Here is a 21,985-nt window from a genome sequence, read left to right as displayed (position 1 = left end):
GCGTCCGTGGGGGGTGTGGAGGTGTGCGCTACGGCAGTTCGTAGTTCTCGTCGAGCACGGAACCCTGGTCGGGGTGGTTCTCGTCGTAGCCGTGCGGGTCGCACTGCAGTCCGCCCTTGACGCAGTGGGTGACCATCGCGTCGAGGGTGGCGGCGTCCCACCCGTTCATGAAGTCGTAGTGGAACGAGAAGCCCTTGCCGCTGGCCAGTTTCACCTGCGACATGTCGCCGTTGACCGGCCAGGCCATCTTGAACTCGATCATCGGCAGCGCGACGGGGTGGGAGGCCGGGCAGGAGTTGTAGTTCGCCCCGCCTGCCACCGGGTACGCCATGTGGCTCTTGTGGTCGGGCGTGTCCAGGTGGATGCCGTCCCAGCAACTGGGCGCCTGGAGGCGCAGGTTGAGGTAGGTGTCCCGGCTGGTCGGGCAGTTGGCCGGGAAGTCGAAGTTCTTGAACGACTCGCCGCACTCCCAGCCCTCGACGGTGCCCTTGAGGTTCTTGAACTCGTCCTGGGTCTGCATCGGGCTGCCGACCACGTACCGCAGACCCCTCGGGAAGGGCCGCACGCTGCGGTAGTCGGTGACGCCCGACTTGTAGTAGATGGTCTGGACGCCCTCGGGGAGGATCTTCGTGTCCCCGTTGTACAGGCTCGGCATCCAGTAGCCGGACTTGTCGCCCGGGGCCAGGCAGGTGGTGTCACCCGTCTCCAGCGAGGCGGTGGTGGTGTTCGCGTTCGTCGTGGTGTTGCCCATGAACGTGTGGTCGTGGGACTTGCCGGGCTGCCCCGGGTAGACGATCGGGTCGTCCGGAGCGGTGTGCGTCGGGGCGCACTTGGCCTGGAACTCGTGGAAGTACGCCGACGGCGGGACCTCCGTCGAGGGGGTGACCCCGGTGACCGGCGGGTCGGCCATGATGTAGCCGTCGCCGTCCGGGTCGTCGCCCGACGCCTTGGTGGAAGCCGCCATGCCGGGCATGCCCGGCATGGAGTACGCGGCGTGCTGGGCGTGGGTGCCCGCAGCCGTGGCCGGCGCTTCGGGTGAGGCGTTCGCCGTCGCCGCGATCCCGGCGATCCCCGCCGTGGTCAGCGTCAGCGAGGTGAACAAGAGCAGTCCGGTGAGGGTTCTCGACCTCCGTGGCATGGAGACCTCCTGCTGCGTCGTGGGGGAATGCATGGAGTGGGGAGAGTTGCTTGGGAGAGCGCTCTCCCAACTCCGGAGTGTTCCGCTCCTGACAAGAGCGTGTCAATAGTTGGTGAACGATGGGCCTACGGGGCAGAGGTGTGGGCGCGCGCAGGGTTGCCGCCGGTAACGGGGTCCGGCCTGCGCCGAGTTGTGGATAGTGCGGATGGTTCTGGAGGGACGGACCACGCATTCCGCGGAGCCGGGCGGCCGGTTCGGCAGGTGGCCGAGCCTGTGTCCGGGCAGCCCGGCGCCACCTCGCGCGTCGGCACCGGCTCCGGCGTGAGGCGGCGTCAGCGGAATCAGCCGGAGAACGCCGGCAACTGTCCGGTCGCCTACGCTGCCGAGATGACCGCCGAACTTCCCGCACCGGAACCCGAGCCGCGCGAGCGGCCGCTCCGGCTCGCCGACGACCAGCCGCACCGGGTGACCGGCCTCAGCCCCTCCGGCTCCGCGGCGCGATGAGCATCGACGTCCGGCCCTACGCCCCCTTCGACCTGCCCGGCATGTACCGGGTGTGCCTGCGCACCGGCGACTCCGGCCGCGACGCGACGGCGCTCTACCGCGACCCGGACCTGCTCCCGCACGTCTACGCGGGCCCGTACCCGGCGGCCGATCCCGGGCTGACCTTCGTCGCGCACGACGCCCACGGGCTCCTCGGCTATGTCGTCGCCACAGCCGACACCCCCGCCTTCGACGCCTGGCTGGAGGAGAACTGGTGGCCGGGGCTGCGGCACCGCTACCCCGGCCCGCTGGCCACCGACCCGGGTGACGGGTCGCAGGACTGGCGGCGCGTGGCACACATCCACCACCCGGACCCGCCGGAGCCGGACGCGCTGTTCGACCGCTACCCCGCGCATCTCCACATCGACATCCTCCCGCGCGGCCAGGGCACCGGCCTGGGCCGCCGGCTGATGACGACCCTGCTGGAGGCGCTGCGCGAGCGCGGGGTCCGCGGGGTGCACCTGGGGGTCGGCGGCGGCAACCCGGGTGCGCGGGCCTTCTACCTCAAGGTCGGGTTCACGGAGCACGACCGGCAGGAATGGGGATCGGTGATGGTGCGCGACCTGACCCGCTAGCCCGACCCCCGCGCGGCAGCGTCAGCGGACTCACCCGCCCTCCGCGGCCGGGGGCTCAACTCGTGTGCAGCATCAGCCCGATGCCGACCACCATCAGCCCCGCCGCCGCGATCCGCGGTGCACCGAACCGCTCCTTGAAGAACACCGTCCCGATCGCCGCGCCCACGATGATCGAGGACTCGCGCAGCGCCGCGACCGGGGCGAGCGCCGCCCGGGTCTGGGCCCACAGGACGAGGCCGTACGCCGTCACCGACAGGGCGGCGCCGATCAGGCCGCGCACCGCGTACGGGCGGAGCTGGGCGGGGAGCGCGGAGCGGCGGCGGTACAGGGCGTAGAGGGGGATGGCGATGCCCTCCAGGATCATCAGCCATGCGATGTACCCGAGCGAACTGCCCGAGGCGCGCACCCCGACGCCGTCCACCGTCGTGTACCCGGCGATGGCGAGACCGGTGGCGAGCGCGGCCAGGATCGCGGGCCACTGCGGGCGTTTCCCGGCGCCGCGGATGCCCCAGAGGGCCAGCCCGACCAGGCCCGCCGATGCGACCGCGACGCCCGTGGTCGCCCACCCGTCCGGGCGCTCGCCGACGAAGACCGCGGCGAGGACGGTGACCACGAGCGGGGCGGTGCCGCGCGCGATCGGATACATCTGGCCGAAGTCGCCCAGCGTGAACGACCGCATCAGCAGCAGCATGTACGCCACGTGCAGCGCGGCGGAGACGAACAGGTACGGCCAGGCCTCCGCCGCCGGGAACGGCACGAAGCACGCGGCCGCCGCACCGATCAGCAGACCGCCCCCGGAGATCAGCGTGAAGGAGAGCAACTGGTCCTTGATCGCATGGGCGATGGCGTTCCAGCCGGCATGCGTGAAGGCGGCCGTCAGGACGGCTATGGCGACGAGCGGTGTCACGCGGTCTGCTCACGCACGTCGACCACGGTGCCGCCGGCGTGCCGGATCAGCGTCGCCGGATCGAGCGGGAAGACGGTGTACGGGGTGCCCGCCGCCGCCCACACCACGTCATGGGCGAGCAGCCCGCGGTCCGCGAGCACCCGGGTCCTGGTGCGGTGGCCGAAGGGCGGCACACCCCCGATCGCGTAACCGGTGGCCTCCCGGACCACGTCCGCCCCCGGCCGCCGCACCTTCGCCGCGCCCAGTTCCTGCCGTACGCGCTCCACGTCGACGCGTGAGGAGCCGTCCATCAGGACCAGGACCGGCACCCCGTCGGCCTCGAAGATCAGCGACTTGACGATCTCGCTGAGCGCGCAGCCGAGGGCGGCGGCCGCCTCGGCGGCGGTGCGGGTGGCGTCCGGGAAGCGGCGGATCTCGACGTCGAGGCCGAGCTCGCGCAGCGCTTCGGCGAACCGGGGGTGAGCGGCGGCGGAGTCGGAACCCGCCGGAGTGCTGGTGTCGGAAGTGCTCATGGCCTGCACGCTATCGGCCGTGATCCGGGTCGCGCGAACGGGTTCCGGCGGTCACGGTCCCGCGCGCAGGACCTCCGCGACGACCGGGCCCGCGGCGGTCCCGCCGTGGCCGCCGGACTGGACGAGGGCCGCCGCCGCGAGGTCGTTGCTGAATCCGGTGAACCAGCTGTCGGAGGTGGCGTGTCCGTCGATCTCGGCGGAGCCGGTCTTGCCGCCCTTGTTCTCGCCCACGTTCGCCATGGCGGCGGTCGCGGTGCCCTCGCCGCTGGTCGCGGTGTAGTGCAGCATCTCCTTCAGCTGCGCCGAGACCCCGCCAGGCAGCGGGCTCGCCTTGGCGAAGGTCCGGTTGTCCAGGCTCTGCGGGACGATGTAGGGCTGAAGGAAACGGCCGTTGACGGCGGTGGCGGTGATGGACGCCATGTTCAGCGGGTTCATCTGGATCTTGCCCTGGCCGATGAACGACGCGGCGGTCTCCGCGCCTTGTGACGGGGGCACCTCGCCGTCCCAGGTCGGGATGCCGGTCTGCCAGTCGCGGCCTATCCCGAAGTACTGCGAGGCCTCGTTGCCGAGCGCCGTGTCCCGCTTGGCGCCGCCCAGCGGCAGGATCGGCTTGATGAAGGCCGTGTTGCAGGACCTGGCGAAGGCCCGCTTCAGGGTGGGGCCGTCCGTCATCGAGAAGTCGTCCAGGTTGTGGAAGGTCACGCCCTCCCAGGGCACGGTTGAAGGACATGCGACCGGCGAGTTCGCGCTGCCCAGACCGTTCTGGATGATCATCGCGGCCGTCACGATCTTCATCGTCGAGCCGGGGGCGACCTTGGCCAGCCGGGCCGCGTCGAAGCCGTCCGCCCGGTTGTTGGCGATGGCCCGGATCGCACCGCTCGACGGTTCCACCGCCACCACGGACGACTTCTCGTACTTCTTCACCGCACTCTCCGCCGCCGCCTGCACGTTCGCGTCCAGCGTGGTCGGGACCCGCCCCGGCTTCCCCTTCACCAGGGTCAGCAGCGTCTTGTCCGCGCCGTCGGCGTTCGCGCTGTTGATCCAGGTCTCGACGCCGATCGTGCCCCCGGCCTTCTGGCCGTACTTCTTGCGCAGCTCGTCCAGGATGCCGCCGAGCGAGGGGTACTTCTCCTTGGTGAGCACCTTGCCGCTGCGGTCGACCGCCTCGATCGACGCCGTCTTCGACTCGCCGGTCTCCAGCGACTCGCCCCTGCCGAGGTCCGGGTGGATGACGGAGGGCAGCCAGTCGACGAGCGCCTTGCCCGTGGTCAGTCCGCGCACCACGGTCAGCTCGGAGGCGTACGACCAGGACTTCGTCGCGCCCTTGTAGGAGACCGTCGCCTTGACCGTGTACGGCACCTTCGAGCCGGTCGCCTGGCCGGGAGTGATCACGGCCTTGGTGACGTGGGCCGATTCGCTGTAGCCGGCCAGCGCGGGTTCGGCGTCGCCCTTGTTGTTGGTGAGCTCGGACGCGACCAGCGAGTCGCCCTTCGCCCACGCCGCGAGGAACTTCTTCGACGTGTCGGCTATCTCGTCCTTCGTGACCGGACCCGTCTTCACCTCGGACGAGGTGGCCTTGGTGTCCGTGCCGCCCCCGACACCGCTGTCGCCGAGCCCGTCCAGGACGTTGTACGCCCCGTAGCCCACCCCGCCGACCACGACGGCGAACACCCCGCCGATGACGGCGACCTTCACTCCACTGCGCATCCCTGCAGTCCCCCTCCCCAGGAGGCCCCCTTGAACATGTTCAAGGGGGCTGTTCGGGGAACTTTACGGGACTGCCGTGACAGCCGAGCCGGTTGTTATCGGAATGCGATCCGTCATGGCGTGAACAGACCGGTCAAATCCAGGTATCCAGCCACATGCGGTCCCGCCAGGAATCCTCGGGAATCGCGGTTCCGGTATACAGCGGCCAGAAGTAGATGAAATTCCAGACAATCAACAGGACCAGTACGCCGGCCGCGACAGCCCCCAAAGTCCGGCGCCGTTCACCCGAGGGATCACCCTTCGCCAGACCCAGTTCGTGTTTCGTCCCGGTGCCCGCCGCCGGGCCCAGCATCGCGCCGATCATCATCGAGACCGCGAGACACAGGAAGGGGACGAACACGACCGCGTAGAAAAGGAAAATGGTGCGTTCCTGGTAGAGGAACCACGGCACCCAGCCCGCCGCCACCCCGCAGGCGATCGCGCCCGCCCGCCAGTCGCGGCGGAAGATCCAGCGCCACAGCACGTAGAGCAGCGCGAAGCACGCGGCCCACCACAGCAGCGGGGTGCCGATCGCCAGCACCTCGCGCGCGCACTTGCCGGTCGAGGACTCGGTGCAGCCGTTCTGCTCCTCGTAGAAGTACGAGACGGGCCTGCCCAGCACGATCCAGCTCCATGGATTGGACTGGTAGGTGTGACCGGACGTCAGGTTCACATGGAAGTCGTAGACCTGGTTCTCGTAGTGCCACAGGCTGCGCAGCCAGTCCGGCAGCCAGGTCCAGTTGCCGCCCTTGCCGTCGGTCGTCGCCCAGTCCCGGTAGTAGCCGTGCCGGTCCGGGTCGTCGTGGATGATCCAGCCGGTCCACGAGGCGAGGTAGGTGAGGACCGCGACCGGCACCGTGGAGACGAACGCCGGCACCAGATCCCGCTTCAGCACCGCCACGTACGGCTGCACCGCGCCCGCCGTCCGGCGCGCGCCCGCGTCCCAGAACACCGTCATCAGGCCGAACGCGACCATGATGTACAGCCCGTTCCACTTGGTGGCGAAGGCCAGTCCCAGTGAGATCCCGGCGGCGATCCGCCACGGGCGCCAGCCGAGCCGCAGCCCCTCCGCCACCCCGGCGTCCGGCCGCAGCACGCCGTCCTCGTCGACCGGCAGCGCGGCCGCGAGCCGCCGCCTCGCCCAGTCCCGGTCGATCAGCAGACAGCCGAACGAGGCCAGCACGAAGAACATCAGCACCAGGTCGAGCAGCGCGGTGCGGCTCATCACGAAGTGCAGCCCGTCCACCGCGAGCAGCGCGCCCGCCAGACAGCCCAGGAACGTCGAGCGGAACAGCCGGCGGCCGATCCGGCACAGCATCAGTACCGACAGCGTGCCGAGCACCGCGACCATGAACCGCCAGCCGAACGGTGTGAACCCGAAGATCTGCTCACCGATCCCGATGATCCACTTGCCGACCGGCGGGTGCACCACATAGCCGGGATCCACCGGGATCTTCACCCGCGACGGATCGTTCAGGATCAGCTTGTCGACGTCCTTGGGCCACGAGCCCTCGTACCCCTGGTTGATGAGCGCCCAGGAGTCCTTCGCGTAGTACGTCTCGTCGAATATCACCGCGTGCGGGCTGCCCAGGTTCCAGAACCGCAGCACCCCGGCGACCGCCGCCACCAGCAGCGGACCGCCCCACGCCGACCAGCGCAGCAGCCGGTCCGCGAGCAGCGGGGGCACCCCGAGCACCGCCCACAGCTGGCTCCCCGGGCGGGTGTACGGCGGAACCAGCCGCTCGCGCAGCCCGATTCCGGGGCGCGGGGCATGGCCGAAGCGGCGCAGCCGCTGCTGCCAGGAAGTCGGCTCCGGGCCGTGCTCTTCCCCGGCGTCTTGGCCCTGCCGGGCTTCGGGCGCAGTACTCGTCACCGCGCCATCGTAGGGAACGCATCTGTGCGAGCGCCGTCGCCCGGGCTGGGAGTATGGACGTTGTGACTGGAACGACTGGAACGCTGGTACTCGCAGGGACCCCCATCGGCGATGTGGCGGACGCCCCGCCACGCCTCGCCGCCGAACTGGAGACGGCCGATGTCGTCGCCGCCGAGGACACCCGCCGGCTGCGCCGGCTGACCCAGGCGCTGGGCATCCACACCTCGGGGCGCGTCGTCTCCTACTTCGAGGGCAACGAGTCCGCCCGTACGCCCGAACTCGTCGAGGCGCTGCTCGGCGGCGCCCGCGTGCTGCTGGTGACGGACGCCGGGATGCCGTCCGTCTCCGACCCCGGCTACCGGCTGGTCGCCGCGGCCGTGGAGAAGGACATCAAGGTCACCGCGGTGCCGGGCCCCTCGGCGGTGCTCACCGCCCTCGCCCTGTCCGCGCTGCCGGTGGACCGGTTCTGCTTCGAGGGCTTCCTGCCGCGCAAGGCCGGTGAGCGGCTCGGCAAGCTCCGCGAGGTCGCCGACGAGCGCCGCACCATGGTCTTCTTCGAGGCCCCGCACCGGCTCGACGACACCCTCGCCGCGATGGCCGAGGTCTTCGGCGCCGAGCGGCGCGCCGCCGTGTGCCGGGAGCTGACCAAGACGTACGAGGAAGTGAAGCGCGGCCCGCTGGGCGAACTGGCGGTCTGGGCTGCCGACGGCGTGCGCGGCGAGATCACCGTCGTCGTCGAGGGCGCGGCCGACTCCGGGGCCGAGGATCTGGACGCCGATGAGCTGGTGCGCAGGGTGCAGGTGCGCGAGGAGGCGGGGGAGCGGCGCAAGGAGGCGATCGCCGCCGTGGCCGCCGCCGCGGGGCTTCCCAAACGCGAGGTGTTCGACGCGGTCGTCGCAGCAAAGAATGCGGCTCGGACCGGCCCAGCGGACGGCAAAGGACTATCGTGAAAGGCAAAGCGCGAGCCGCGTTCCGGCCCCATTTGCCACGAGAAGGCCAAATCCGCTCCAACACTCGACAGGGCCCGGTGCGCTCCCGCCGGTAAAGGCGTCCACTGGATCCAGGACGCATTCTCCGGAGTGCTTGTCCGGCGGACAAGAGGAGCAGGCATGAGCGAGATCGCAGCAACCACCGTGCACGAGGCGTATGCCTTCGCCTGCATGAGGTGCGGACACGGCTGGGAACAGGCCTACGAAATAGAGCACCACGTCGACGCCTCCAACAACGCATTCGTGGTCTACAAGGCGGACGGCGAGCGTGTGCCGTCCCCGCTGTCCACGCCCACCTGCACGAACTGCGGCGGGCACGTCGTACGGATCATGCGGGCCGGCCGGGTCTCGACGGTGCAGCAACTGCTCCAGAACCGCCGCCCCGCCGACGCCGAGGCACGGGACGGGGAGAACGCCGACCCCGTGGCGGCCACCGCCGCCCCGGCCGGGGACCACCACTGGCACCTCTCCGACCTGCTGCATCCCTTCCACCGCAAGTGACGGAAGGGCCCGTGGCCGCGGGCCTCGTACGATCGTGGCCATGAGCCGTACCGAAGCCCCGCCGCTGCCCGAGCCCCTACGGGTGCCGGTCGCCGATTCGCACACCCACCTGGACATGCAGGACGGCACCGTCGAGGAGGGCCTGGCCAGGGCCGCCGCGGTGAACGTGACGACCGTGGTCCAGGTGGGCTGCGACGTGAAGGGCTCGCGCTGGGCCGCCGAGACGGCGGCCGCGCACCCCAGCGTGCACGCGGCGGTGGCCCTGCATCCCAACGAGGCGCCGCGCATCGTGCACGGGGATCCGGACGGCTGGTCGCGGCAGGGCGCGCGCGAGGGGGGCGGGGCGGCCGCACTCCAGGACGCCCTCGCCGAGATCGACGCCCTGGCCGCGCTGGACCACGTACGCGCCGTCGGTGAGACCGGACTCGACTACTTCCGGACCGGGCCCGAGGGCATGGCCGCCCAGGAGGAGTCCTTCCGGGCCCACATCGAGATCGCCAAGCGGCACGGCAAGGCGCTCGTCATCCACGATCGCGAGGCGCACGCCGATGTGCTGCGCATCCTCGCGGACGCGGGCGCCCCGGAGCGGACCGTCTTCCACTGCTACTCCGGCGACGCCGACATGGCCCGGATCTGCGCGGACGCCGGGTACTTCATGTCGTTCGCCGGCAACATGACGTTCAAGAACGCCCAGCCGCTGCGCGACGCCCTGGCCGTCGCCCCCGCCGAACTGGTCCTGGTCGAGACGGACGCCCCCTTCCTCACCCCCGCCCCGTACCGCGGACGGCCTAACGCGCCGTATCTGATTCCGGTCACGCTGCGCGCCATGGCGGCCGTCAGGGGAGTCGACGAGGACACCCTGGCGGCGGCCATCGCCGAGAACACCGCGCGCGCGTTCGACTACTGACCGGCTGCCGGACGAGCGCCGGCCCGATGTCGCCACACTGTGTAGTCGCAAGACTTTGGAGAGTGACGCATCCCTCCGCTATCGTCCCGGGCGCGCAAGAGTGAGCCGGCCGGTACGGATCTTCTGGAGCGAGCGTCGTGAGCAATTCGCAGGGCAGTCACCGTGCAGCACGCGGCAGGGGGCGTACGGCGGCCGCCGGGACGCGCGGGCCCGCCACCGTCGTGGTACCGGCGCCGTCCCCCGTACCCCCGCACGAGGAACTGACGCTCGCCGCGTGGCCGCTCCGCTCCGCGACCGTCGTCGACCTGAAGGCGGCACCCGGCCTCACCGCCGCCGGCCGCGCCGCGCAGGCCCCCACGCTCACCGCACCCCTGGCACCGGCGCCCGGCGGGCGGGCCGGGACCCGGCGGGCCGCACGGCGCAGACGGGTCTCCGTCGGACCCGAGCAGCTGCGCCGCCTGGTCCCGCAGGCCCTCGTCGTCGCCTTCCTGGCGGGCGGCACGACCGCGTTCGTCGCCGAGGACAAGGCGGTGACGCTGGACGTCGACGGGGAGCCCCGCACCCTGCACACCTTCGCGGACGACGTCGGCGAACTCCTCGCCGAACAGGGCGTCGACGCGGCCGCGGCCGCCGAGGTCTCCCCGGCCCCCGGCACCCCGATCGGCGACGGCGACGTGGTCACCGTCGGCGGCCCGCGCCCGGTGACCCTCACCCTCGACGGGGTGCGGCGCCGGGTCTGGACCTCCGAGCACACCGTCGGGGCCGCCCTGCGCCGGCTCGGCGTGCGGGCCGACGGCGCCTACCTCTCCGTCTCCCGGGCCGCGCCGATCGGCCGCACCGGGCTGACCCTGGACGTACGCACCGAGCGCACCGTCACCGTGATGGCCGACGGCCGCGAGCACACCGTCCGCACCAACGCCGCCACCGTCCGCGAGGCGGTCGCCCGGGCCGGTGTCGCCCTGCACGGCGAGGACACCACGTCGGTGGCCCCGGAGAGCTTCCCGCGCGACGGCCAGACCGTCTCGGTGCTGCGGATCACCACCGCCCGGGTGGTGCGCGAGGAACTGCTGCCGTACGCCGTAGAACGCACCGGGGACGACGGCCTGCCCACCGGCACCGAGGTGGTCGAGCGCGAGGGGCGGGACGGCTCGCGCCGGGTGATGTACGCGCTGCGGACCGTCAACGGCGTCCGGCAGAAACCCCGGGAGCTGGCCACCGAGGTCGTACGGGAGCCGGTCAGCCGGATCGTGAAGGCCGGCACCGGGCCACGCACCACCGGGAAGCTGTACGTCCGGCCGGGAGCGCGGCCGTAGGCTTGACGGGTGAGCACCACAGAGCCCGACGCCCTCCTGGGCCCCGCAGACATCCGCGAACTGGCCGCGACGCTGGGCGTACGCCCCACCAAGCAGCGCGGCCAGAACTTCGTCATCGACGCCAACACGGTCCGCCGGATCGTGCGCACCGCGGAGGTCCGCCCCGATGACGTGGTGGTCGAGGTCGGCCCCGGTCTGGGCTCGCTGACCCTGGCGCTGCTGGAGGCGGCCGACCGCGTCGTCGCCGTCGAGATCGACGACGTGCTGGCGAGTGCCCTGCCGGCCACGGTCGCGGCCCGGATGCCGGAGCGCGCCGACCGGTTCGCCCTCGTCCACTCCGACGCGATGCTCGTACGGGAGCTGCCGGGACCGCCGCCGACCGCGCTGGTCGCCAACCTTCCGTACAACGTCGCCGTGCCCGTGCTGCTCACCATGCTCGACCGCTTCCCCAGCATCGAGCGGACCCTCGTCATGGTGCAGGCCGAGGTCGCCGACCGGCTGGCCGCCAGGCCCGGCAACAAGGTCTACGGAGTGCCGTCGGTGAAGGCCAACTGGTACACCGACGTCAAGCGCGCCGGCTCCATCGGCCGCAAGGTCTTCTGGCCCGCGCCGAACGTCGACTCCGGGCTCGTCTCGCTGGTGCGCCGGAGCGAGCCCGTCGCGACGACGGCGAGCAAGGCCGAGGTCTTCGCGGTCGTCGACGCCGCCTTCGCCCAGCGCCGCAAGACGCTGCGGGCCGCCCTGGCCGGCTGGGCGGGCTCCGCGCCCGCCGCCGAAGCCGCCCTGGTCGCGGCCGGCATCTCGCCGCAGGCCCGCGGCGAGGCACTGACGGTCGAGGAGTTCGCCGCCATCGCCGAGAACAAGCCCACCGGGGACGCCCCCGCCGCCAACGAGTCCGCCGGGAGTGCCGAGTGAGCGTCACCGTCCGGGTACCCGCCAAGGTCAACGTCCAGCTCGCGGTCGGTGCCGCGCGCCCCGACGGCTTCCACGACCTGGCCAACCTCTTCCTCGCCGTCGGTCTGTACGACGAGGTCACCGTCACCCCGGCCGAGGGGCTGCGCATCACCTGCTCGGGGCCCGACGCCGCCCAGGTCCCCCTGGACGCCACCAACCTCGCCGCCCGTGCCGCGGCCGCGCTGGCCGGGCGGCACGGCATCACGCCCGATGTGCACATCCACATCGCCAAGGACATCCCCGTCGCGGGCGGCATGGCGGGCGGCAGCGCCGACGGCGCCGGCGCCCTGCTGGCCTGCGACGCGCTCTGGTCCACCGGCGCCTCGCGCGACGAGCTCCTCGCGATCTGCGCCGAGCTGGGCAGCGACGTGCCGTTCAGCCTGGTCGGCGGGGCGGCCCTCGGGGTCGGCCGCGGTGAGCGGCTGACGCCGGTCGAGGTCGGCGGCACCTTCCACTGGGTGTTCGCGGTCGCCGACGGCGGCCTCTCCACCCCGGCCGTCTACCGCGAGTTCGACCGGCTCACGGCCGGCACGCAGGTGCCCGTGCCCGCCGCGTCGCCCGCGCTGCTGGAGGCGCTGCGGACCGGTGACGCCGCCACCCTGGCCGGGGCGCTGAGCAACGACCTCCAGGCCCCGGCCCTGTCGCTGCGGCCCTCGCTGGCAGGCACCCTGGCCGCGGGCACCACCGCGGGCGCCCTGGCCGCGCTGGTCTCGGGCTCCGGCCCGACCACCGCGTTCCTCACCGAGGACGAGGCGTCGGCCCGTAAGGTCGCCGACGCGCTGACCGCCTCCGGGACCTGCCGCACCGCCCGGATCGCCGCGTCCCCGGCCCCGGGCGCCACGATCCTCTGACCGGAAGCGCGGCGGGGTGTGCGGTCCGGCTCAGCCGAGCCGCACGCTCCGCTCCGCCAGCTCGAAGGCCGGCAGCATCCCCTGGTGCTCCTGCGCGTCCAGCCCGCCCAGATGCACCACGACCGGTCCGTCCGGGGTGGCGACGGCGAAGGCCCGGGCCGGGCGCGACTCCTCCATGACCTTGCTGTAGACGGTGTAGCCCACCTCGGTCACGGCGAGCTTCCCGGCCGTCGTCTCCTTGTACGTGATCTTCGAGGCGTTCTCGTCGGCCTTCACGAAGCCCTCCAGCGCCTGGCGCGGGGTGCCGGCCTTGCCGTCGCCCTGCCACACCCGCAGGAACCCGATGTGCCCGGCGGGCTTCGCGTCGATCTCGCAGACCATGGCGACCGGGCCCTGCCGGCTGAACGCGGCGAACTCCGAGCCCGGCTCGTCCGCCACCACGGCCTTCGCCTTCCAGTGCTGCGCCAGATCGAAGACGACGGGCAGCTCGCACCCGGAACCGGAGCCCCCGACCGTGCCCCCCTTGGCCGCGGAGCCCCCGGCCGTCTTCCCCGCCGCCGTGCCGCCCGGCTTCGTGTCCACCCGCGCACCGCCGCCGGACTCCGACGAACAGCCGGTCAGCGCCACGGCCGCCAGCAGGACGGGCGCCAGCCCGCGTACCGCCATACCTGTCATGAAGTTCCCCACCCCGGTGGAATTCGGGCCCGCCCCCGGGCCTTGATCATTTCGGGCAAGGTACCGCACAGCGGCGGCCGTGAGGCCGCTCGTACGGGAGTCCGCGCCACGGCGACTACGCTGGAGGTCAGTGTTCTCCTTCGAGCTGGAGCGTTTGTGGCCGTCAACCTCGTCAATGTCGAGCAGGTCAGCAAGGTGTACGGCACCCGTGCGCTGCTCGACGGTGTGTCCCTCGGTGTGTCCGAGGGGGACCGGATCGGTGTCGTCGGCCGTAACGGAGACGGCAAGACGACCCTCATCCGGATGCTCGCCAAGCTGGAGGAGGCGGACACCGGCCGCGTCACCCACAACGGCGGACTGCGCCTCGGTGTCCTGACCCAGCACGACTCGCTCGACCCGCAGGCCACCATCCGGCACGAGGTCATCGGCGATCTCGCCGACCACGAGTGGGCGGGCAGCGCCAAGATCCGCGATGTGCTGACCGGACTCTTCGGCGGTCTCGACCTGGCCGGCTTCGAGCAGGGCCTGGACACCGTCATCGCCCCGCTCTCCGGTGGCGAACGCCGCCGGATCGCGCTCGCCAAGCTGCTCATCGCCGAACAGGACCTGATCGTCCTCGACGAGCCGACCAACCACCTCGACGTCGAGGGCATCTCCTGGCTGGCCGGCCATCTGCGCGCCCGCCGCTCCGCCCTGGTCTGCGTCACCCACGACCGGTGGTTCCTCGACCAGGTCTGCACCCGCATGTGGGACGTCCAGCGCGGCACGGTCCACGAGTACGAGGGCGGCTACAGCGACTACGTCTTCGCCCGAGCCGAGCGCGAGCGGATCGCCGCCACCGAGGAGGGCAAGCGGCAGAACCTGATGCGCAAGGAGCTGGCCTGGCTGCGGCGCGGCGCCCCCGCCCGTACGTCCAAGCCGCGCTACCGCATCGAGGCGGCCAACGAGCTGATCGCCGATGTGCCGCCGCCGCGCGACACCAGTGCGCTGATGAAGTTCGCCAACGCCCGGCTCGGCAAGACCGTCTTCGACCTGGAGGACGTGACCGTCCAGGCCGGCCCCAAGACGCTGCTCACCCACCTCACCTGGCAGCTCGGTCCCGGCGACCGCATCGGCCTGGTCGGGGTCAACGGCGCGGGCAAGACCTCGCTGCTGCGGGCGCTGGAACAGGCGGCCCGCACCCAGGGCGATGCGCAGCCCGCCGCCGGGAAGATCGTCGTCGGCAAGACCGTGAAGCTGGCCTACCTCTCGCAGGAGGTCGCGGAGCTCAACCCGAACCTCCGGGTGCTGGAGGCCGTGCAGCAGGTGCGCGACCGGGTCGACCTCGGCAAGGGCCGGGAGATGACCGCGGGCCAGCTCTGCGAGCAGTTCGGCTTCTCCAAGGAGAAGCAGTGGACGCCGGTCGGGGACCTCTCCGGTGGTGAGCGGCGCCGGCTCCAGATCCTGCGCCTGCTGATGGACGAGCCGAACGTCCTCTTCCTCGACGAGCCCACCAACGACCTCGACATCGAGACCCTGACCCAGCTGGAGGACCTGCTCGACGGCTGGCCCGGGTCGATGATCGTGATCTCCCACGACCGGTTCTTCATCGAGCGGACCACGGACCGGGTGCTGGCGCTCCTGGGCGACAAGTCGCTGCGGATGCTGCCGCGCGGCATCGACGAGTACCTGGAGCGCAGGCTGCAGATGGCCGGCGCCGCCGTGCCCGCCGCACCCGCCGCCTCCAACCGGGCCGAGACCCCGGCCGTGCCGGCCGTCTCGCCGCAGGAGGCGCGCGCGGCGAAGAAGGAGCTGCAGAAGGTCGAGCGTCAGCTCGACAAGATGTCGACCCGCGAGACGACGCTGCACGCCCAGATCGCCGACAACGCCACGGACTTCGAGAAGGTCGCGAAGCTCGACGCCGAACTGCGCGAACTGGTCTCGGAGCGCGATGTGCTGGAGATGCGCTGGCTGGAGCTGGCCGAGGACGCCTGACCGTCCGGCCCAACTGATGTGACTGGTGCGGCCGGTGAGGCCCGTGGGGCGGGTGGTAGAAAGTAGCCCCGCCCACGCGGCAGCCGGACCGCGTCGCCTCACCGGCCGTCACGCGGCAACGCACCAGCACATCAGCAGAACAGGGGGACGGGCCGATGAGCCAGCCGCCCGGACAGCAGCCGCCGCAGGGCGGGTTCGGAGCTCCTTACGACCCGCCGCCCGGGGCGTACCCGCCCGCCGCCGGTCCGTACCACCAGCCAGGCCCCTACGGGCAGCAGCCGCAGCCGGGATACGGATACGGCTACCCGCCCCAGATGCCTCCCGGACAGCAGCCGACCGGGCAGCAGCCGCCGCAGCCCGGCGGTCCGCGGCCCGGCGGCCGGTTCCGCGGCCGGAGCGGCCGGGTCGTCGGTGCCGCGCTCGCGGTGGTGCTCCTGGCCGGCGGCGGCATCTGGTACGCCACCGGCCCGGACGGCGGCAGCGGGAAGCCCGCGGCCGGCGGTCACAGCTCCGCAGCGCCGGCCCCCGCCCCCACCGGGAGCGGGCAGCAGGGCACGGCCGACGGCGACTCCGGGATCAGCCCCGACGCCGAGGCGGAAGCCGTCAACGAGCAGCTGAAGCCGGGGGAGTCGAAGGTCGGCTGGCTCCAGAAGGGCGGCGTCGACCTGCCGCGCAACGGCTCGGACGTGTTCGGTCCGTGGATCGTCGGCGACACCGTCGTCAAGGCGATGTACCGCACGGTGTCCGGCTATTCGGTCGCCGACGGCACCCGGAAGTGGAGCCTGCGGCTGCCGGCCACGGTGTGCGCGGCCCCCTCGCAGGCGACCGCCGACGGCAGGATCGTCCTCGGTATCGAAGGCAGTACGGCGTCCGACGCGTCCTGCGACAACGTCCAGATGGTCGACCTCACGACGGGCAGGGCAGGCTGGCGCAAGGAGTTCGTCCGCACGGGCGCCTGGGACGGGCTCTCCGACGTCGCGATGGCGATCAACGGGGACACCGTGACCGTGGGCCGCACCAGCAGGACCGATGCCTTCCGGGTCAGCGACGGCAAGGTGGTGTTCGGGAAACTCCCGGGCAACTGCCAGCCGTTCGGCTTCGCCAGCGGCCCGGTCGCGGTCGCCGCGACCAGCTGTCAGACCGCTGCGGACGACCACAAGGAACAGCAGGTGCAGCGGATCGACCCCGCCACCGGCAAGGTCCGGTGGACGTACAAGGTGAAGAAGGGCTGGCAGGTCGACCGGTTCTACTCGGCCGATCCGCTGGTCGTCTCGCTGAAGCAGCCCGAGAAGTGGGCCATCCTCGTGCTCAACTCCGACGGCACCTACCGCACCCAGCTCTCCGGCGGGCCCGGTGACTACGGGCCCAAGTGCGACGACGACCTGATGACCCTGGGCAAGAACCTCGACAACTGCATGGGCGTCGCCGCCGACGCGAACACGTTCTACCTGCCGACCAAGGTGGTCCCGGGCAAGAAGGGGGACCGCAACAAGGTCGTCGCCTTCGACCTGACCACCGGCAAGCCCCGGTGGACGGCCGACTCCCCCGTGGGACAGCCGGTCATGCCGATGCGGACGGAGGCCGGCAAGCTGCTGATGTACGCGGCGCCGGCCAGGAACAAGGGCGGCGCCATCCTCTCCCTCCCGGCCACCGGCGGCACCCCGCGGACGGTGCAGCGCCACCCCGCGGCGGGATCCTCCATGGAGCGCGGGTTCTTCGATCCACGCGTCCTCTACACGGGCGGCCGCACCCTCCTCATGCAGACGAGGATCAGCGGCATCACCGACGGGGACGAGATCGAGATGCGGTCGATGGTGGCGTTCGGCCCGTGACCGCGGGTTGTCGCGAGCGGCACGTCTGACGGCTCCTTAGGCGTAACGGCGGCATCACGGGGCGGTTCTCCCTTGGGAACAAGGGGTGGACCGAACCGGAGCCCGTGGTGGGCCGGGTGGTAGAAAGAAGCCCCGCTCGACTGTCGTGACACTGCGGGATCCATGCCCGATTCGCTCCATTTCGCCGGGGATTCAGGGGTCTTGACCGACCCTCGGAGCCCCGGCGTGATCGCGGGGGAGTCCGGACCGGGCACCGGACCGCATGAAGGGGGACGCGCTGATGACCCAGCCGCCCAGCCAGCAACCGCCGCAGGGAGGCTTCGGCGCTCCGCAGGAGCCGTCGCAGGGGGTTCCGCAGCCGCCCCAGGGCCCGCCGCAGACGCCGCCGCCCGCCCAGCCGCCCCAGGCGCCGCCCGCCGGAGCCGGTTACGGCTACCCGCAGCAGCCGGGGCAGCAGCCGCAGGAGGGCTACGGCTATCCGCAGCAGCCGGGCCCGTACGCCCAGCAGCCCGGTCCCTACGGCCAGCCGCAGCAGCCCGGCCCCTACGGTCAGCAGCAGCCGGGCCCGTACACCCAGCAGTCCGGCCCCTACGGCCAGCAGCCGCAGCAGCCCGGATACGGCTATCCGCAGCAGCAGTACCCCGGCGCACCGGTCCCCGCGGCGCCCGGCGGCGGTGGCCCCTTCAAGGGCAAGCCCGGGGCGATCATCGCGGCCGCGGTCGCCGCGCTCCTGGTCGTCGGAGGCGGTGTCTACCTGCTGGCGAGCGGCGGCGACGACGACAAGAAGCCCGTCGCCAAGGAGAGCGGTGAGGTCCAGAAGCCGACCACCTCGCCCTCCGTCGACGAGGGCGACGGCAACGGCACCGGCCGCGAGGGCAGCGACGACCTGAACGGCGGGCGCAAGCCCGGCGAGGCGAAGGTCCTCTGGCTCCAGAAGAACGACGTCGACCTGCCGCGCAACGGCGCGGACGTGTACGGCCCGTGGATCGTCGGCGACACCATCGTCAGGGGCATGTACCGCACGGTCGCCGGTTTCTCGGTGGCCGACGGCAAGCAGAAGTGGACGCTGAAGCTGCCCGCCGACATCTGCTCCGCCCCGTCGCAGGCCACCGCGGACGGCAAGATCGTCATCGCGGTGAAGAACGGCACGACGGACAAGGCCGACTGCTCGTCGCTCCAGCTGATCGACCTCAACACGGGGAAGGCGGGGTGGAAGAAGGAGGTCAAGAAGAGCGGGCTCTTCGACCTGATGTCGGACCTCTCCCTCGCCATCAGCGGCGACACCCTGACGGTCGGCCGCTCCGGCTCCTCCAACGCGTACCGGGTCAGCGACGGCAAGGACCTGTTCGGCAAGCGGGACGGGATCTGCCAGCCGTTCGCCTTCGCGGGCGGACCCAAGCTGATCGCCGCCACCAACTGCCGTACCGACGACCCCTACAACCCGCAGCACCAGATCGAGGAGCTCGACCCGAACACCGGCAAGCCGAAGTGGACCTACAAGCCGGCCCGCGGCTGGGAGGTCGACAACATCTACTCGGTGAGCCCGCTCGTCGTGTCGCTGACCAAGGGCAGCAGCAGCAAGGACAAGAAGTGGAGCATCCTCGCGCTCCGCGAGAACGGCACGCTCCGCTCCCAGATCGTCAGCGACAAGGGTGACAAGTTCGCGACGGCCTGCGGCAACGCCTTCGCCATCTTCGGCAAGCCCGTCGACGGCTGCGACGGTGTCGCGGCCGACGCCAACACGCTCTACCTGCGGACGCAGGACGACACCAGTGGTACCGCCCGCACCAACCAGGTCGTCGCCTTCAACCTGAACACCGGCAGGACGAAGTGGAAGGCGAAGTCCCCGGCCGAGCAGACCATGAAGCCGCTGCGCATGGAGGGCGGCAACCTGCTGGTCTACGTGGACGCGGGCTACAACAAGGGCGGCGGCATCGCCAGCCTGGGCCCGGCCGGCGGCACCCCGAAGATGCTGCTCCAGCACCCGGCGTCGACGGCCGAGATCGAGAGCTCGTTCTGGAGCGAGAGGGTCCTGTACGCGAACGGCCGGTCGTTCATCGCCAGCGGACGGGTCAGCGCCACCAACGACGAGGAAGAGCTGGAGACGAAGACCATGATGGCCTTCGGCAAGTAACGGCACCGCACGGCACCCGCAGGAACACCACCGGTCGCGGACGACGGCAGATCCGTCCGCGACCGGCTCCGGCCCCCCGACCGACTCCCCTTCTCCAGAGGTACGCAACGCCATGACGCAGCCGCCCCAGCCGCCGCCCAACGACCCCTCCCAGGGCGGGTTCGGCGCGCCGCAGGACCCCCCGCCCGGTGGTTTCGGCGCCCCGCAGGACCCGCCGCCCGGTGGTTTCGGCGCCCCGACGCCGCCGCCCGCCGACCCGTACGGCAAGCCGCCGGCCGCCCCCCAGGCACCCCAGGCACCGCCGCCCGGCGGGTACGGCTCCCCGCCGCCCGCGGGCCCGCCCCAGCAGCAGCCCGGCTACGGCTACCCGCAGGGCCAGCCGCCGCAGCAGCCCGGGTACGGGTTCCCGCCGCAGGCGCCGCAGGGCCACGGATTCCCGCCCGGCCAGGCCCCGCAGCCGGGGTACGGGTTCCCGCCCCAGCCGCCGCAGCAGGGCTACGGCTACCCGACCACCCCGATGCAGCAGCCGCAGCAGCCCGGCGGTGACGGGCCGAAGAAGTTCTCCACCCAGTCCCGGATCATCGTCGCCGCGGTGGTCGCCGTGGCGCTGATCATCGGCGGCGGCGTCTGGTTCGCCTCGGGCGACGGCGACAAGAAGAAGGACGAGGCGTCCACCTCCTCCGGCACCAAGGGCGAGGGCAAGGGCGGTTCGGAGACCGGCCTCGGCGGCGGCAAGGAGAAGGCCCCGGCCAACATCAAGGCCGAGGTCGGCTTCCAGCTCCCGCAGCCCAAGGTCACCGACGTCACCACGGTCGCCGGCTCCTGGATGACCGACAAGGCGTACGTGAAGACGGGCGTCAACGAGATCGTCGCCTACGACCTGGTCAAGGGCACCAAGCTCTGGTCGATCCCGCTGGGCGGCCAGGTCTGCGCCGCCACCCAGCACCTCACCAAGGACTTCAAGACGGCCATCGCCTTCGAGGCGGGCAAGCGGACCGCCGCGAAGAAGTACCAGGCCTGCACGCAGATCGGCGCGCTCGACCTCGCCACCGGCAAGCTCATGTGGAGCAAGTCGGTCACCGTCACCACCAGCAGTGACAACGCCGCACGCTTCGACGAGGTCACCCTGAGCGGCGACACCGTCGCCGCGGGCGGCACCGAGGGCGGTGCCGCCTTCAAGCTGGCGGACGGAGCCGAGCTCTGGCGGCCGAAGCCCAGCACCGACGGCTGCTACGACAAGGGGTACGGCGGCGGCGAGGCCCTCGCCGTGGTCCGCAAGTGCGGTTCGTACGACGACCCGCAGCTCGTCATCCAGGCCCTGAACCCGACGACGGGGGCGCCGCTCTCCTCGTTCAAGATGCCGCCCGGCGTCGAGTACGCGAGCATCGTCTCCACCAAGCCGCTGGTCGTCGCCGCCGACGTCGGCGACACCGCGGGCGACGGCAGCGGGATCTCGGACTTCTTCTCGATCGACCCGGCCAGCGGCAAGCTGCTCACCAAGATCGCGGTGGACGGCGAGAAGTACGCGGCGAGCTGCCGCTCCACCAAGGTCGAGAGCTGCCAGCACCTCGCCGTCGGCAACAACCGCATCTACGTGCCGACCGAGGAGCACGAGGGCACCGGCGAGTACGGCAACACCAACGAGATCGTGTCGTTCGACCTGACCACCGGCAAGCCCACCAGCGACCGGGCCGACGCGGGCGACCGCTACACGATGTTCCCGCTGCGCATGGACGGCGGGAACCTCATCGCGTACAAGGAGCCCCCGTACGACAAGGGCGGCCAGGTCGTCTCCATCGACGGCGGCACCTTCAAGCAGACCGTGCTGATGGACAACCCGGGCGACGAGGCCATCCGGGACGCGGAGACCAGCTTCTCCTCGGACTACGCCGAGTACCTCTACGGCAGCGGCAAGCTGTACATCTCGGAGACGATGATCAGCGCGCCGAGGGAGAGTTCGCTGGGCGACAAGGAGTACCTCGTCGTCTCGTTCCACGCGAGCTGACCACCGGACACGGGTGAGGGGGTGGAGCCGGCCGGCTCCACCCCCTCACGCATGCCCGCCCGTCGTGGCGGGTCAGGAGTTGGTGCTGTCGTCGAACGCCGGGTACATGATGCCGGACGAGACGCACTTCAGGACCGTGCTGCCCTCCATCTGGCACAGCTCGATCCGCGCGGTGCTGATCCAGCCACCGGGGTTGGCGTAGCTGGTCGCACCCCACGCGGTGCCGGCGCCGGTGGAGACCCGGTGCATCGGGAAGTAGTGCGTGCCGGCGTCGCCGGTGGTGATCAGGCGCACGCCCACCGAGTGACCGTCGGCGGCCTTGTCCTTCACGTACAGGTAGAGCGGGTCGAGCTTGTACGGGTTCAGCCGCCAGGCGGCCTTCACCTCCGCGTACCCCCACGACGTCGAGACGTCCTCGGTGGTGACGTTGGACGCGGCGGCGGCAGTCCCGGTGAACGCCGGTCCCGCCAGCACGGCACACGTGGCCGCGGATACGAGCAGAGCCCTTTTGAGACGCAAGGTTCCCCCAGAAATGTGATCCGGCATGGTCAGCATG

At 71.6% G+C, this 21,985-nt stretch carries 18 protein-coding genes; 11 read left to right on the top strand and 7 right to left on the bottom strand.

Annotated features, from left to right (window positions below; translation table 11 throughout):
* Positions 1 to 28: 28 nt before the first annotated feature.
* Complete coding sequence (locus OG408_RS16255; protein ID WP_266779809.1) at positions 29 to 1,138, bottom strand: DUF1996 domain-containing protein; 1,110 nt, start codon at positions 1,136 to 1,138, stop codon at positions 29 to 31.
* Positions 1,139 to 1,638: 500 nt separating this feature from the next.
* Between OG408_RS16255 and OG408_RS16250 the strand changes: the two genes are divergently transcribed.
* The gene (locus OG408_RS16250) at positions 1,639 to 2,256 is read left to right on the top strand and encodes a GNAT family N-acetyltransferase (protein ID WP_326670496.1); all 618 of its coding nucleotides are present in this window, start codon (positions 1,639 to 1,641) and stop codon (positions 2,254 to 2,256) included.
* 55 nt (positions 2,257 to 2,311) lie between these two features.
* On the opposite strand, the gene OG408_RS16245 is transcribed toward OG408_RS16250, so the two are convergent.
* The 4 genes from OG408_RS16245 to OG408_RS16230 form a co-directional block, all read right to left on the bottom strand.
* Entirely contained in the window at positions 2,312 to 3,163 is an 852-nt protein-coding gene (locus tag OG408_RS16245; protein ID WP_266779806.1) for an EamA family transporter, read from the bottom strand.
* The gene (locus OG408_RS16240; protein ID WP_285564977.1) at positions 3,160 to 3,675 is read right to left on the bottom strand and encodes a YbaK/EbsC family protein; all 516 of its coding nucleotides are present in this window, start codon (positions 3,673 to 3,675) and stop codon (positions 3,160 to 3,162) included. Before OG408_RS16240 ends, OG408_RS16245 begins: the two co-directional genes overlap by 4 nt.
* A gap of 51 nt (positions 3,676 to 3,726) precedes the next feature.
* Positions 3,727 to 5,382, bottom strand: coding sequence for a penicillin-binding transpeptidase domain-containing protein (locus OG408_RS16235; protein ID WP_326670494.1), 1,656 nt, complete (start codon positions 5,380 to 5,382; stop codon positions 3,727 to 3,729).
* Between the two features lie 133 nt (positions 5,383 to 5,515).
* Positions 5,516 to 7,294, bottom strand: a complete 1,779-nt coding sequence (locus OG408_RS16230) for a dolichyl-phosphate-mannose--protein mannosyltransferase (RefSeq protein WP_266779803.1) — start codon at positions 7,292 to 7,294, stop codon at positions 5,516 to 5,518.
* Positions 7,295 to 7,347: 53 nt separating this feature from the next.
* On the opposite strand from OG408_RS16230, the gene rsmI reads away from it, so the two are divergent.
* The 6 genes from rsmI (at position 7,348) to OG408_RS16200 (ending at position 12,809) form a co-directional block, all read left to right on the top strand.
* A complete protein-coding gene (gene rsmI / locus OG408_RS16225) occupies positions 7,348 to 8,244 on the top strand; it encodes a 16S rRNA (cytidine(1402)-2'-O)-methyltransferase (RefSeq protein ID WP_285564974.1) in 897 nt (298 codons plus the stop codon).
* Between the two features lie 159 nt (positions 8,245 to 8,403).
* Positions 8,404 to 8,784: a hypothetical protein gene (locus tag OG408_RS16220; RefSeq protein ID WP_266779801.1), complete on the top strand. Its 381-nt coding sequence runs from the start codon at positions 8,404 to 8,406 to the stop codon at positions 8,782 to 8,784.
* 40 nt (positions 8,785 to 8,824) lie between these two features.
* A complete protein-coding gene (locus OG408_RS16215) occupies positions 8,825 to 9,691 on the top strand; it encodes a TatD family hydrolase (protein ID WP_266779800.1) in 867 nt (288 codons plus the stop codon).
* Positions 9,692 to 9,828: 137 nt separating this feature from the next.
* Positions 9,829 to 11,004 carry a ubiquitin-like domain-containing protein gene (locus tag OG408_RS16210; protein ID WP_285564973.1) on the top strand — a complete coding sequence of 392 codons (1,176 nt, stop codon included), beginning with the start codon at positions 9,829 to 9,831 and terminating at the stop codon, positions 11,002 to 11,004.
* Between the two features lie 9 nt (positions 11,005 to 11,013).
* Positions 11,014 to 11,919 carry a 16S rRNA (adenine(1518)-N(6)/adenine(1519)-N(6))-dimethyltransferase RsmA gene (rsmA, locus tag OG408_RS16205; RefSeq protein WP_326670489.1) on the top strand — a complete coding sequence of 302 codons (906 nt, stop codon included), beginning with the start codon at positions 11,014 to 11,016 and terminating at the stop codon, positions 11,917 to 11,919.
* Positions 11,916 to 12,809 (top strand): 4-(cytidine 5'-diphospho)-2-C-methyl-D-erythritol kinase, encoded by an 894-nt coding sequence (locus tag OG408_RS16200; protein WP_326670487.1) that lies wholly within the window; start codon positions 11,916 to 11,918, stop codon positions 12,807 to 12,809. Before rsmA ends, OG408_RS16200 begins: the two co-directional genes overlap by 4 nt.
* Before the next feature lie 30 nt (positions 12,810 to 12,839).
* On the opposite strand, the gene OG408_RS16195 is transcribed toward OG408_RS16200, so the two are convergent.
* A complete protein-coding gene (locus OG408_RS16195; RefSeq protein WP_266779797.1) occupies positions 12,840 to 13,484 on the bottom strand; it encodes a lipoprotein in 645 nt (214 codons plus the stop codon).
* 156 nt (positions 13,485 to 13,640) lie between these two features.
* Between OG408_RS16195 and OG408_RS16190 the strand changes: the two genes are divergently transcribed.
* The 4 genes from OG408_RS16190 to OG408_RS16175 all read left to right on the top strand — a co-directional run bounded on the left by OG408_RS16190 (position 13,641) and on the right by OG408_RS16175 (position 21,429).
* Positions 13,641 to 15,458, top strand: coding sequence for an ABC-F family ATP-binding cassette domain-containing protein (locus tag OG408_RS16190; protein WP_285564971.1), 1,818 nt, complete (start codon positions 13,641 to 13,643; stop codon positions 15,456 to 15,458).
* Positions 15,459 to 15,613: 155 nt separating this feature from the next.
* Positions 15,614 to 17,290, top strand: a complete 1,677-nt coding sequence (locus OG408_RS16185) for an outer membrane protein assembly factor BamB family protein (protein ID WP_326670484.1) — start codon at positions 15,614 to 15,616, stop codon at positions 17,288 to 17,290.
* A 280-nt stretch (positions 17,291 to 17,570) separates the two neighbouring features.
* Positions 17,571 to 19,424: an outer membrane protein assembly factor BamB family protein gene (locus OG408_RS16180; RefSeq protein ID WP_266779794.1), complete on the top strand. Its 1,854-nt coding sequence runs from the start codon at positions 17,571 to 17,573 to the stop codon at positions 19,422 to 19,424.
* Between the two features lie 112 nt (positions 19,425 to 19,536).
* Positions 19,537 to 21,429, top strand: a complete 1,893-nt coding sequence (locus tag OG408_RS16175; protein WP_266779793.1) for an outer membrane protein assembly factor BamB family protein — start codon at positions 19,537 to 19,539, stop codon at positions 21,427 to 21,429.
* 72 nt (positions 21,430 to 21,501) lie between these two features.
* Here the strand turns inward: OG408_RS16175 and OG408_RS16170 are convergent, their stop codons facing one another.
* Entirely contained in the window at positions 21,502 to 21,948 is a 447-nt protein-coding gene (locus tag OG408_RS16170) for a hypothetical protein (RefSeq protein WP_266779792.1), read from the bottom strand.
* Positions 21,949 to 21,985 lie beyond the last annotated feature (37 nt).

Origin of the sequence: Streptomyces sp. NBC_01257, from assembly GCF_035917255.1 — a bacterium.
Classification (GTDB): domain Bacteria; phylum Actinomycetota; class Actinomycetes; order Streptomycetales; family Streptomycetaceae; genus Streptomyces.
This window is presented reverse-complemented; position numbering and strand designations above follow the sequence as displayed.